At 67.3% G+C, this 12,322-nt stretch carries 10 protein-coding genes; 4 read left to right on the top strand and 6 right to left on the bottom strand.

Annotated elements, in window-relative coordinates:
- Window positions 1–5: 5 nt before the first annotated feature.
- Complete coding sequence (locus tag ACWEKS_RS11195) at window positions 6–2,816, bottom strand: DUF6603 domain-containing protein (RefSeq protein ID WP_452339927.1); 2,811 nt, start codon at window positions 2,814–2,816, stop codon at window positions 6–8.
- Between the two features lie 618 nt (window positions 2,817–3,434).
- On the opposite strand from ACWEKS_RS11195, the gene ACWEKS_RS11190 reads away from it, so the two are divergent.
- Entirely contained in the window at window positions 3,435–3,755 is a 321-nt protein-coding gene (locus ACWEKS_RS11190) for a hypothetical protein (RefSeq protein ID WP_452339926.1), read from the top strand.
- 138 nt (window positions 3,756–3,893) lie between these two features.
- Here ACWEKS_RS11190 and ACWEKS_RS11185 read toward each other — a convergent pair whose 3' ends face one another.
- On the bottom strand, window positions 3,894–4,934 hold the full coding sequence (locus tag ACWEKS_RS11185) for an epoxide hydrolase family protein (protein ID WP_452339925.1): 1,041 nt from the start codon (window positions 4,932–4,934) through the stop codon (window positions 3,894–3,896).
- A 43-nt stretch (window positions 4,935–4,977) separates the two neighbouring features.
- On the opposite strand from ACWEKS_RS11185, the gene ACWEKS_RS11180 reads away from it, so the two are divergent.
- The 3 genes from ACWEKS_RS11180 to katG all read left to right on the top strand — a co-directional run bounded on the left by ACWEKS_RS11180 (window position 4,978) and on the right by katG (window position 9,629).
- Window positions 4,978–5,532 (top strand): TetR family transcriptional regulator, encoded by a 555-nt coding sequence (locus ACWEKS_RS11180; RefSeq protein WP_452339924.1) that lies wholly within the window; start codon window positions 4,978–4,980, stop codon window positions 5,530–5,532.
- 1,411 nt (window positions 5,533–6,943) lie between these two features.
- The gene (locus ACWEKS_RS11175; RefSeq protein ID WP_379381392.1) at window positions 6,944–7,357 is read left to right on the top strand and encodes a Fur family transcriptional regulator; all 414 of its coding nucleotides are present in this window, start codon (window positions 6,944–6,946) and stop codon (window positions 7,355–7,357) included.
- Window positions 7,358–7,421: 64 nt separating this feature from the next.
- Complete coding sequence (katG, locus tag ACWEKS_RS11170; protein ID WP_452339923.1) at window positions 7,422–9,629, top strand: catalase/peroxidase HPI; 2,208 nt, start codon at window positions 7,422–7,424, stop codon at window positions 9,627–9,629.
- A 74-nt stretch (window positions 9,630–9,703) separates the two neighbouring features.
- On the opposite strand, the gene ACWEKS_RS11165 is transcribed toward katG, so the two are convergent.
- From ACWEKS_RS11165 to ACWEKS_RS11150, 4 genes are read right to left on the bottom strand one after another with little or no spacing between them, the layout of a single operon-like run.
- Window positions 9,704–10,231, bottom strand: coding sequence for a hypothetical protein (locus tag ACWEKS_RS11165; protein WP_452339922.1), 528 nt, complete (start codon window positions 10,229–10,231; stop codon window positions 9,704–9,706).
- Window positions 10,232–10,262: 31 nt separating this feature from the next.
- Window positions 10,263–10,481: a ferredoxin gene (locus ACWEKS_RS11160; protein WP_379380697.1), complete on the bottom strand. Its 219-nt coding sequence runs from the start codon at window positions 10,479–10,481 to the stop codon at window positions 10,263–10,265.
- On the bottom strand, window positions 10,478–11,710 hold the full coding sequence (locus ACWEKS_RS11155) for an NADH-ubiquinone oxidoreductase-F iron-sulfur binding region domain-containing protein (protein WP_452339921.1): 1,233 nt from the start codon (window positions 11,708–11,710) through the stop codon (window positions 10,478–10,480). Before ACWEKS_RS11155 ends, ACWEKS_RS11160 begins: the two co-directional genes overlap by 4 nt.
- Window positions 11,707–12,276 carry a ferric reductase-like transmembrane domain-containing protein gene (locus ACWEKS_RS11150; protein WP_452339920.1) on the bottom strand — a complete coding sequence of 190 codons (570 nt, stop codon included), beginning with the start codon at window positions 12,274–12,276 and terminating at the stop codon, window positions 11,707–11,709. The genes ACWEKS_RS11155 and ACWEKS_RS11150 overlap by 4 nt, the downstream gene beginning before the upstream one ends.
- Between the last annotated feature and the right edge of the window lie 46 nt (window positions 12,277–12,322).

Genomic DNA, 12,322 nt, shown 5'->3' with positions numbered 1-12,322 from the left:
CTCTCTCAGCCGACGAGCATCGGTTCGGCCGTGAAGGCCGTCTGGCAGGCACGGGCGTACCCGGACAGGTCGGAATCGATCTGGCCCAGGTCGAAGCCGAGTGCGGAGAGCTGTCCCGCCAGCCGCCGCCGGGCATCGGTCTGCGGCGTCGCGGCGACTGTGGTGGCAATGGTGGTGATGACGTCGCCGGGCCGCCTCGGGGTCGCGCCGATGGGCCCGCCGTCGGGGTCCAACGGCTGGCGGCCGTCGGGTGTGACGGTGTCGAAGCTGATGGCCCGCTCGTCGATGAAACCGGTCGAGGTGCCGTATTGCGGTGCGGGCGAGGTCAATTCGACGCCGAGCAGCTGGTTCTTCACCAATTGGTCGTCGCCGGAGGGGAGGCTGCCGGAATTACCGGAACCCCACAACTCGGCCGATATCGCCGCCATCCGCCGCGACCGCGTCCAGGCGCCGAGATCGCGGCGGTCGCCGCCGAGTGTGAGTGTGACCCGCTGATTGCAGGTGACGCCGCGCCATTTCGTCGGCCGCAGATTCACGGTGCTGCCCGTTTCGGCGAGTTCGAAGGTGCCGTCCGACTTTCCGAGGTGGACCCTGGTGATCGGAACGGTGGTGTCGCTGTCGAAGGTGAATCCGCTGGCCGACACCTCCCAGTAGTCGTCCCCGTCGCGGGTTCCTGGATGTTGCTCCGCGAGCAGCCCGGCCTGCGGCAGGATGCGCACGTTGTTGTTCGCCGGCGGGAGCATGGCGGAGAACCCGGCCCAGTCGAGTTCATTGCTCGCCCCGGCACGGCCGTTGCCGAAGTTGATGGTGAAGGAGATGAACCACAGCTTCACCTTCGCCTGGCCGCCGGTCGGCGGACCCCAGATCGCCAGGCCCACACCGACTTCCACAGTGATCGTGATCCGGACGAAGATGATCTTCACCGAGGCCGAGACGCCGATCGACACCCGCATGCCCACATCGATGTAGAACGGCTTCCACTGGATCAGGGCATTCATATCGGCTGTGCACCACGCACGCACGACGCCGGAGTGGAACCGCACCGCCAGTGCACCGCCCACCATCGCCGCGGCCGGGGTAATCGCCAGATACGCCGAACCGGAGATGGTCACCGAACCGGTGAGATCCCAGTCGAATCCGAGCCGTGGAACGATCGGATAGTGCTGCGGGGCACGATAATTCGGGTGAAATCCACCCACGGTGTAGACGAAGTCGCCGGCATGCGGGCTGCTGCCGAACCAGGCACGGAATGCGACACCGCCGCGCAATCGGCAATTGGGGTCGATGACGAACGAATCGGGCCTGAGCAGCATGTCGAAGGCGAGCTCACCTTGGTTCGGTTTGAGCACCGCCCGTAGATCCGCGGCCACCCGCGCATACTTCTTCGACCCGGCCTTGGGGAATTCCGCGGCGGCGCTGCCCAGCAGGGAGAGGGTGAACTCGTCGCCGGTCTGCAGCACCGCCAGCGCCCTGCCCGAAATCAGTTCGACGAGGGTGAATCCCAGGCCGGCCGCCACCCACAGCTCATCGTCGCGAGGCGTGACCCACGCATCGGAACCCGCGGTGAGCGCGCGCAACACCTCGACCGGATCGCCCTTACCCGCGCCGATCGCACCGGGATCGTCGAGAGCCTTCAGGAACGGGAAGGTGCTCACATTCTCGATCTCGGGAACCCTCACCCGGCTGTTCCACCCGAATCCCGCCGACACGCCGGTCAGCCGCAGGCACGGAATGCCGATGCCAGGGTCGCCGCCAATGCCCACGTACGCAAACAAGGAAGGGTTCGCCGCACCGGACTCCGGCACCACATACGCGCCCATACCGGTGCCGTAGATGCCCGACTTGGCCCCCTTGAACGAAAACATCAGCACACCGCCGATGACCGTCTTGTACGGGGAGCTGGCGGGCATCAAGCCGAGCGCACCCCCGATGCGCATTGGGCTGTAATCGAATTCGACGTTGGCGATGGCGCCGTCCTCGCCGAGCGTCAGCCCGAATCGGCCGTTCCCCCGCTCGAGCGAGGCGCGGGTGCCCGCCAGGAGGGCGAAGCCGTCGGCGGTGGCCACCGCCCGCGCAGGGCGAAACACCGAACCGGTGCGCCGGGCGCGCGCAGTGGGTACCGGCATCGGACGGCCCAGACCATCCACCCGGGACGGATCCAGCGGCGTGTCTGGACGTGGGCTGACCAGTGGCACGAGGAAACGGCGGGGCGACAGCCCGGGCTCGGGCAGCAGCAGCCAGGAACCGGGCGGCAGCTCATCGGCGAACCGGTCGGGCAGCAGCGTGCGCGACAGGTCTTCGCCTCCCGATATTCCCCAGTGAGCCAGCCGGGTGACCGGTAGCGCGGTGTCGATACAAAGCACCTGCCAGCCGGCGGCGCTCGCTGTGAAGATTCGCTCGCCGTTCTCGCACAGCGCGATCGTGGTCCCGGCACCGGCAGCGAGCAGCGTCGCGCCCACTTCGTCGTCGAGTCGCAACGTGAGGCTCTCCGCAAAGCCGCACGGCAGTTCGGGCACCTCGAACCCGACGCACCGAGCCAGCAGCTGCGCGGAGGCGCCCGGTGCGGGCAACCGCACCTCCAGAGCGACACCTTCACCATCGCGCCCGATGCCGAGCCGCGCCGATGCGGGCGAATCGGCGAACGATACCCGGGCCGTGCCGCTGAAGGCGTCGATCCCCGAGGTGAACCGCACTATGCCGTCCGGGAACAGCACACGCAGTCCGTCGCCGAACCCGAAGGCGCCGACCGGGATCTCCGCTGGTTCCCCGCACGATTCGTCGAGGAACTTTCGTAGCCAATGGATTCGAACTGTCATGTCACAGCTCCCTTGCTACCCGATCACCTCTGCACCCCAATCCACCGCACCGTAATGACATCCTGTGCCGGAATGGTCCGAACACCGCGCTGGTGGCACGAATCGAGAGCATTCAGGCACGGAAGGTCGCAGATATCTCCGAATTAGCTGCGCGGTCGGGATCGTCGTGCAGAATTCGGGACAGAACCGGGCCCGACCGGTCGGTGAACCTTGGCGAGGTGAAATGACCGATCTGATGGGAGCGACCGTGCACGAGCTGCTCGCGCGGATGCCACGCACCGACGGCCGCAAGCTCCACGACTACGACCGCCGAGAAGAAGTTGAACGTCCGGACAGCGAAGTCGCTGGATGGCGGTTTGCGGATGCGGATGGCGAGGCTCGTTGTGGCGGCGTGTGGCCACCGAGACCGAGCAGGACCTCACCGCGCCGCATACCGCGCTTACAGCCCGGACTCGCTCAGCGACGCCTTCGACGACGTGCTGATGGTCGAGTGGGAACAGCGCACCGCCCCCACCGCCGCCGTTCACGAGGTCGCACTCACCACCGCGGAGATCAGGCGTGAAGTGATCGCGAGCGCTAGCAACACAGCGCCTCACCCGCACGGAGGGCTGATCTGCCATGTCTGTCGAATCCCCCTCGGCCACACCCGAATACCGGCTCGGCGGACTCTCGCTTGTCGAGGCGAGACTGCTGCCACTCGCCCGCCTACTGGTAGCGCTGCCCTGGGCCGCGGCGACCTTGGTCATTCTCCGGAGTCTCGCGGTGTGGGCCGGCCTGTGGGCGGCCATCGCCGTCGGGGTCATACGCTGCGCGGCCTGGTTGTTCATGCGCCTGCTCAGCTGGGTACTGCCGGATGACGAAAGCCGTCGCCGCTCGACTGCACGACACCCCGACGAGGCGGTGTATCCGCGGGAGTACGAGGAGCCCCTCGCGGGTTGATCGCGGCTCGGCACGATGTGCTGCACGCGGCGGGCATGCCCGAATCCCGTCTGCGACTGATGGTGCGGGATAAATCCCAAACACGCGGGAGGCCCGCCCACGCACAACCGCAGAGTTCGGAAGGTCGGTCAGCGGTTTTCAACTGCCGACTTCGACCGCGCGGCGCAGATCGGTGCAGTAGGACCGAGGTTGTTCCCAAGCCGCGAAGTGGCCACCTGTCTGGTGTCTCACGTAGTCGCGGATATTCAGGAACTCCTCGGCGTAGGTTCGCGGCTCCGGTTTGAGGTCGTGCGGGAATACCGACAACACGGTCGGCGTCTCGATGCGGCGGGGCAGGCTGACCGGCTCGGTGTAGGTGGCGAACGAGGTGCCGATCGTGCCGGTGACCCAATAGGCCGTGACCCAGGTGAGCAGCTCGTCTGGCGTGAAAGCCGAAGTGTCGGACCAGGATTCCAGCTTCTCGACAATCCACGCCGCAAGGCCGGCGGGTGAGTCGCAGAGGGCGACGGCAAGGGTGTTCGGCCGGGTCGACTGTATGGCGATATAGCCGCCCTCGGTCCGGAACCATCGTGCCGCATGTGTGAGGTAGGCCGCCGCGTCTGGTGCGAGCGTCGCAGGATCGGCGGTGAGCGCGCGGTGCGGGGCGATGTTGGTGAGGTGCAGGGCGGCGACGCGGTCGGGGTGCTCGCCCGCGAGGACTTCCGCGACGGTGCCGCCCACGTCGCCGCCGGACAGCGTGTAACGGGAATAGCCGAGTTCGTCCAGGGCGTCAGCGATGATCCCGGCGATCCGGTTGACCGACATTCCGGGCGTGGTGAGCGGGGGAGCGAACGGGAAACCGGGTAACGCGGGCACCACCACGTGCATGTCCGCAAGCAAGGGCAGGACGCGTTCGAACCGCAGCACAGAGTCCGGCCATCCATGCAGCAGCACGACCGCCGGGGCGTCCGGGTTCGCAGATCGCTGGTGGATAACTCGTAGTTCGGCACTGCCCGTCTGCACTGTCTCCCAGGGGAATTCGCCTATGCGGCGCTCGTGCACGCTCCAGTCGTAGGCGGTCGCCCAGCGGTCGAGCAGATCGTCGAGGCGGGTGCCGCCGAGGCCGCGTTTTGCGTCCTCACTCCATGGGATCACCACCCGCCGTGTCCGCCTGAGCCGTTCCCGCGTCTCGTCATTCATGTGTATCAACATACACATGATGTGTATGTTGATACACATGATTGTGCGCGATGCGGCCGCCACCCGTCAGCGGATCCTTGAACACGCGCGGCGCGAGTTCGCCCAGCGCGGATACACGGCCGTCACGGTCAAAGGCGTGGCCGACGCAGCCGGGGTCTCACCCAACCTCATCACGCGGTACTTCGGCGGCAAGGACGGACTCTTCCTAGCGGCAGCCCAGGTGGAGATCCCAGTCTCGAACTCCTTCGACGGCGACCGTTCCGAGTTGGGCACACGACTGGCCGCAAGCATCGTCCAGCGTTGGTCGGCTGCATCGGCGGAGGATCCACTGCTCGTGCTGCAACGCGCGTCCGGCGAGCGTCCGGAGGCGGCCGAGGCGCTGGCCGCCTTCCTCGACACGAACTCGTTGAAACCGCTGTATCTCTATCTGCGCGAAACCGGTCTCGACGATGCGGAAGCCCGCAGCAGAGCCGCCGCGATCGACGCCTTCGTGCTCGGCGTCTCCACCCGTCGCCGGGTCCTGCGCTCCGAACTCGGCAACCCCGCCGACCTCGAAGCCTGGCTCAGCGTCACTATCCAGCGCCTCGCCGACGGGTGACATGCAACCAGAATGCTACGTAGCCAGGGCCTACGTCTCCGCCTCGCTGCATCGATCAATCAGCAACGCGCCCCAACACCTCCCGAATGGGTAACGTCAGAGCTCGCCGTCCCGCAAGCCGCTCTCACCGAAGTCGCCCAGGCCGAACACGTCCGCGGACACCGCCAGCGCCGTTCAATCGAAGGAACCCCCGCTCACGGAACCCGGCCAGCCTGAGCACAAATGGCACCTCAGAAGGCGAAAGCGGTTACGCCGTACGACATCTGGTCGCGATCCACTTCCAGATTGCGGTTTCGAGATCGGATGCCTGGATGAAGATGTCGGACTTGCCGCCGCGGCTGTACACCTCGCTCTGGGCCCCGGGACGGGGCGCGTTCCCCCATCCCCATCAGCGGCGGTTCGTCACTGTGACGTAAGGGAATGGGGGAGTAAGGGACACCCGAGACTGCCCCAGGGGTCCAACTGGCAGGACCAGCCCCCGACCGATGCCTTCCGTCACGCCAAACAACCCATCGCCGCATCGGGCTTCGCGCGAGCCTCGGCACACACAATGCACGCCCGGGAAATTGTTCACGTACGCATCCATCCACAAGCAAGCGCGACAGCCGGCACAAGGAGGCCGACACGCGAAGTGACGCATGGGCCGCGTCGGCCGGGGTCGACACTTCGAATTGACATAATTACTTATTGTCGGCGAAAACTGTTGCAAAACAAAGGAACCCAGGGGAGCAGTCCAAACTCCGGACAATCCGGGAAAGACATGCGAGTCCCGGCGCCGGCCCACCCGACACGCACGAGCCCGCCACACACCGTCCGGAAAAGCCCTGCACGCCACGGAGAATCAAAACCCCAGGACACCGCACGGAACAGCAAAACGGCGGCCGAAATCCGGAAAGACCTGCACGTCACGAACGAAGTCACACACGCACCAACAGTCACATACGTCACAGTGACACAACATGTCGACGCATAATTATGCAGAAGGCATTGAATAATCCGCCGCACACGCAGGTTTTCCCGGATGTATCCACCCGATCCGGAGCGCACGCACCCTCGACGGACCACACGCAACTCTTTCCGGATCGGACAACAGCAGGTTAAAGAAGCAGGTTCAAGATCAACTACCATGCCGTAACTACGCCGATAATCAACACTATGTAAAGTTGCGTAGATGTCGGTGCCCACTGACATCCTTTTGCTATGACAGCCCCTTCCCTCGACGAGCTCATCCGCTGTTCGCAGACCAAGGGTTGTGGCGAATGGAAGCCACGGTCGGCGATGGCACAACCGGGTGTCGCGGTCTGCCGTCGGGTGATCATTTTTTTGGGCGCCTATCCGGCCCAAAGACTTGATTGATTCCAGAAAAAGGGGCAGACTTCGGGTTGTGCCCACGCCTACGGATTTCGAGCGCATGTTGCGCGGGGCCGCTTTGCGTGTGACCGCACCGCGGCTGGCGGTGCTGACCGCGGTGCACACTCACCCGCACTCGGATACGGACTCGATCCTGGGGTTCGTGCGCGAGACGCTGGGCGGGGTTTCACACCAGGCGGTGTACGACGTATTGAAGGCTCTGACCAGTGCGGGGCTGATTCGCCGCATTCAGCCGATGGGGTCCGTGGCGCTGTACGAGACGCGCGTCGGGGACAACCATCACCATGTGGTGTGCCGGTCGTGCGGCGTGATCGCCGATGTCGACTGCGCCGTGGGCGACGCGCCCTGCTTGACCGCGTCCGACGACAACGGTTTCGCGCTCGACGAGGCCGAGGTCATTTACTGGGGCCTGTGCCCCGAATGCTCGAAAACTACTGCGACACAAGACAAGTAGCGGCCACAATCGTGGCCGACAGCTAGCTGATCATTCAGATGATCACTCACTGAAAGGACACACCGTGCCTGAAGAACACCCGCCCATCGGTGAAGCCAATACCGAACCCGCCGGTGGCTGCCCCGTCGTACACGGCCGGCTCAAGGACCCGGCCGAGGGCGGTAACGCCAACCGTCAGTGGTGGCCCAACCAGCTGAATCTGAGCATCCTGCAGAAGAACCCGGCCGTCGCCAACCCCATGGACGAGGGTTACGACTACGCCGCCGAGTTCAAGACCCTGGACCTGGCCGCGGTCAAGCAGGACATCGTCGAGGTCATGCGCACCTCGCAGGACTGGTGGCCGGCCGATTTCGGCCACTACGGCCCGTTCTTCATCCGCATGTCCTGGCACGCCGCGGGCACCTACCGCATCAACGACGGCCGCGGTGGAGCCGGTGCCGGCATGCAGCGTTTCGCTCCGCTGAACTCGTGGCCCGACAACGCCTCCCTCGACAAGGCGCGGCGTCTGCTGTGGCCGGTGAAGAAGAAGTACGGCAAGAAGCTGTCGTGGGCCGACCTCATCGTCTACGCCGGCAATGTCGCCCTCGAGGACATGGGCTTCCAGACGTTCGGCTTCGGCGGCGGCCGCGTCGACCAGTGGGAGCCCGAGCAGGACGTGTACTGGGGTCCGGAGACCGAGTGGCTCGGCGACGCCCGCTACACCGGCGAGCGTGACCTCGAGAACCCGCTGGCCGCGGTCCAGATGGGTCTGATCTACGTCAACCCCGAAGGCCCCAACGGCAACCCGGATCCGCTGGCCGCGGCCGTCGACATCCGCGAGACCTTCCGCCGGATGGCCATGAACGACGTCGAAACCGCGGCGCTCATCGTGGGTGGCCACACCTTCGGTAAGACCCACGGCGCGGGCCCGGCCGACAATGTCGGCCCCGAGCCCGAGGCCGCCCCGCTCGAGGAGCAGGGCCTGGGCTGGAAGTCCACCTTCGGTACCGGTGTCGGCAAGGACGCCATCACCTCCGGCATCGAGGTCACCTGGACCCCCACCCCGACCCAGTGGGACAACTCCTTCCTGGAGACCCTCTACGGCTACGAGTGGGAGCTGTCCAAGTCGCCCGCCGGTGCGCACCAGTATGTCGCCAAGAACGCCGAGGAGATCATCCCCGACGCGTTCGACGGGTCCAAGAAGCACCTGCCGACCATGCTGACCACCGACCTGTCGCTGCGGTTCGACCCGGTCTACGAGCAGATCACCCGCCGCTGGCTCGACCACCCCGAAGAGCTGGCCGAGGAGTTCGCCAAGGCCTGGTACAAGCTGATCCACCGCGACATGGGTCCCAAGGTCCGCTACCTGGGCCCCGAGGTGCCGGCCGAGACCCTGCTGTGGCAGGACCCGATCCCGGCCGTCGAGCACGAGCTCATCGACGCCGCCGATGTCGCGGCGCTCAAGGCCAAGATCGCGGAGTCGGGTCTGACCGTGGCGCAGCTGGTGTCGACCGCGTGGGCGGCGGCCTCGTCGTTCCGCGGCTCGGACATGCGCGGCGGCGTCAACGGCGGCCGCATCCGCCTGCAGCCGCAGGCCGGGTGGGAGGTCAACCAGCCCGACGAGCTGGCGCAGGTCATCCGGGTGCTCGAGGGCATCCAGGAGTCCTTCGGCAAGCCGGTCTCCTTCGCCGACCTGGTGGTGCTGGCCGGTAACGTCGGCGTCGAGCAGGGCGCCAAGGCCGCCGGCTTCGATGTCCAGGTGCCGTTCCGTGCAGGCCGCGGCGACGCCACCCAGGAGCTGACCGACGTGGAGTCCTTCTCCGCGCTCGAGCCGGCCGCCGATGGTTTCCGCAACTACGTCGGCAAGGGCACCCGCATCCCGGCGGAGTACCTGCTGCTGGACAAGGCCAACCTGCTGACCCTGTCGGCGCCGGAGATGACCGTGCTCGTCGGTGGTCTGCGCGTGCTGGGTGCGAACTACCAGGGTTCGCAGCTGGGCGTGCTCACCGACAAGCCGGGTGCGCTCACCACGGACTTCTTCGTGAACCTCCTCGACATGTCCACCAAGTGGGGCCCGTCGTCCGCCGACGACGGCACCTACGAGGGCAAGGACCGCGCCACCGGCAAGACCGTGTGGACCGGTTCGCGCGTCGACCTGGTGTTCGGCTCCAACTCGCAGCTGCGGGCCCTGGCCGAGGTGTACGCCGAGGACGACTCCAAGCAGAAGTTCGTCAACGACTTCGTGGCCGCCTGGACCAAGGTCATGGAGCTCGACCGCTTCGACCTGGCGTGACGACAACCGTCTGAACCCAGTAGGACGATGCCCCCGAACCGACCCGGTTCGGGGGCATCGTGCGTGTCGGGATGCTAGCCGGCGGACGCCTCGATGCGGACGCGGCCGAAGAAACGGCGGGCGATATCGGTGCCGTCGTGGTCGTAGGCGTTCATCAGCTCGGTCAATTCCTCGACCAGCGCCCGCAGCGCTGGAGTGTCCGAGCCGTCGGAGTCGGTGGCCCACCCGGTCGGGAGGTTGCCGACCGTGATGAGAATGCCTGCGTCGTAAGGGGTTTCGACGGTATACGTGAGCTGGTCGGGGGCGTCGCACAGGGCGCTGCGGGCGGCGAGGTCGCCATCGCCGTCGGGCAGGGTGAGGATGCGGGCCAGGGCGATGTCCTCGCCGATCATGTCGGCGATACGGGACAGGCTCGCGTGCCGGCCCGGACGATCGTGGCGCGCACCGTAGGTGCGGTCGCCGGCCCGGTGCGCTCCCCCGCCGGTCTTGCTCAGCAACCGGTCCAGCATGCGCTGCGCCGCCGCCCGCTCCGCCTGCCCGGTGCGCGGATGCTCGATGAGACTGCGCAGCCGCTGAATTCGGCCCGCCGTCGCCGTCGCCATGCTCTCCCCTTCCGACGCTGTCGACCCCCGATCATGCCAGCGGCAGCAACCGTAAAGCGAGGCGCGGGCACAGCCGCACCGCATCCCGCGCGGCGGGCAGATCCGCGCGCTCCAGCACCGGGTCGCGGTGATCGCGGGTCAGCGGGAATCCCCAGTCGTCGCGGGCGAAGGTGCCGGGCAGCAGTTCACTGCACACGCCCCGGCCGTCACAGCGGGTCCAATCGATGTGCAGGCGAAGCGGTTCGCTCATCGCAGTGCTCCGGTGCGGGCCGGTGCGGCCGCTACACAGTGGCCGTGCTGATGCCGAGCCACCTCGTCGGCGAACACCTCCAGCGCGGACCGCACCATTCGAGCGGTCCCGTCGGGGTGGTGACAGGCTCCCCTGCCCTCGACCAGCAGGGCCACCCGGGCGATCTCGGCGGGATCGCCGACTCCGTCGACCAGCTGCTCGAATCGGGTTGCGAGGGTGGGCAACCCATTGCGGCACGGACCGCACTGCCCGGCACTCTGGGCGGCGAGATAGGCGGTGATCTCGGCGGTGACCCGCAACCCGCACTCACCGTGCGGCAGCACCCGCACCACCCCGGCGCCGGGGACGGCACGCAGATGCCACAAACCCTGCGCCGACAATGCGGCTCCGGGCAGGGCCAACCCGGAGATCCAGGCGCCATGCCAGCCGCCGACCAGCACCGCGCGCACCCGGGCCGGGTCGGTGCCGCCGAGACCGGCGACCACCTCCGGCAGCCCGGCACCGGACGCAACCTCGAAAACACCGGCGATTCTGGTGCCCGACAAGCTGATCAGCATCGTGCCCGGCTCATCCCGAACCCCGACCGAACGGAACCACGACGGGCCGTGCCGGGCGATCAACGCGAGCTGGGCCAGCGTCTCGACATTGTGAATCAGCGTCGGGCGACCGCCCACGCCCGAGCGGGAGGTGGAGACCACCTGATCGGCCGGGAGTGCCGCGCGTCCGGACAGACGATTCACGACCGCCCACTTCTCCCCCGCCAGGAAAGTCTCGGCGGCAGCGGTCAGTTCGATCGCCGGTTCGCGGTACCCGGCCATCCGCCGTTCCACCAGTGCCCGCCGCAGCGGTTCCAGTACCGCCTCCGAGGCATGGACCCGGCAGTCCCGGCTCCCGACCGCGGCCGCCGCCGCGACCAGGCCGTCCAGCACCAGATGCGGCGCGCGAGTAAGCAATACGGCATCCTTGTGACTGTCAGGCTCCCCCTCCGCACCATTGGCGACCACGATCGGGCGACGCCCACCGGCCACCGCCGCCAGCTTGCGCGCCACCGGGAATCCCGCGCCGCCACGCCCGCGCAGCCCCGCGGCCGCCACCGCATCGATCAACTCCCGCGTGACAGCGGGCAACCGGCCATGCGTGGCCTCGTGAGCGGCCAGATCAGCCGTCTGCGCGGCCAGCAGCCTGCGCACCGCCACCGCGCGGCGACCCCCAGATTCGACGCCGGTCATCGGGCCACCTGCCCGGCCGTCACACCGATCTCGGTGAATCCCCGGCTGATCCGCCAGCCGACCGCGGCCACCACCGCGACCGCACAGAACAACAGCACTGCCACCAGCCACGGCCGGAACGCGTCGGTCCCCGCCCCGAGCGCATGGATCAGCGCCACCGGCCACAACACGTACGTCGCCCAGTGCACCGCACGAAACGCGTTCGGGCCGATCCGATGCCGCAGCAGACCCGACACCGTCACCGCGGCGAGCAGATCCACCGCCACCGTGCCGAACCCCACCCACACCGGCCGATACACCCCGCCGAACGGCACCACCACATCCACCAGCCGCAACTGCGCCCACGGATCGGCCAGCAGACTCACCACGTGCACGGACACCAATCCGACCGCGGTCAACGCCGCGCCCCGATGAAACACCGCCATCCCCGCCCGCGGCAGCACGACGACCCGCCCCGACCGCGCGACCACCCCGGCCACCACCGCCACTGTCAGCACCACCAGCGCCGTGACGCCCGTCCCCCGCCCGAACGCCCACAATGCCTCGTCGAACCCCGCCTGCCCCATCAGCATTCACCTCCCCGGGATGCCCGCGCCGGCCGGTTCACGATTC

The sequence above is a fragment of the Nocardia sp. NPDC004711 genome, from assembly GCF_053601595.1.
This window is presented reverse-complemented; position numbering and strand designations above follow the sequence as displayed.

Excerpts from the sequence above, each read along its gene's own strand:
- ACWEKS_RS11195 (WP_452339927.1), bottom strand. The coding sequence starts at position 2,816 with ATGACAGTTCGAATCCATTGGCTACGAAAGTTCCTCGACGAATCGTGC.
- ACWEKS_RS11190 (WP_452339926.1), top strand. The coding sequence starts at position 3,435 with ATGTCTGTCGAATCCCCCTCGGCCACACCCGAATACCGGCTCGGCGGA.
- ACWEKS_RS11185 (WP_452339925.1), bottom strand. The coding sequence starts at position 4,934 with ATGAATGACGAGACGCGGGAACGGCTCAGGCGGACACGGCGGGTGGTG.
- ACWEKS_RS11175 (WP_379381392.1), top strand. The coding sequence starts at position 6,944 with ATGTTGCGCGGGGCCGCTTTGCGTGTGACCGCACCGCGGCTGGCGGTG.
- ACWEKS_RS11165 (WP_452339922.1), bottom strand. The coding sequence starts at position 10,231 with ATGGCGACGGCGACGGCGGGCCGAATTCAGCGGCTGCGCAGTCTCATC.
- ACWEKS_RS11160 (WP_379380697.1), bottom strand. The coding sequence starts at position 10,481 with ATGAGCGAACCGCTTCGCCTGCACATCGATTGGACCCGCTGTGACGGC.
- ACWEKS_RS11155 (WP_452339921.1), bottom strand. The coding sequence starts at position 11,710 with ATGACCGGCGTCGAATCTGGGGGTCGCCGCGCGGTGGCGGTGCGCAGG.
- ACWEKS_RS11150 (WP_452339920.1), bottom strand. The coding sequence starts at position 12,276 with ATGGGGCAGGCGGGGTTCGACGAGGCATTGTGGGCGTTCGGGCGGGGG.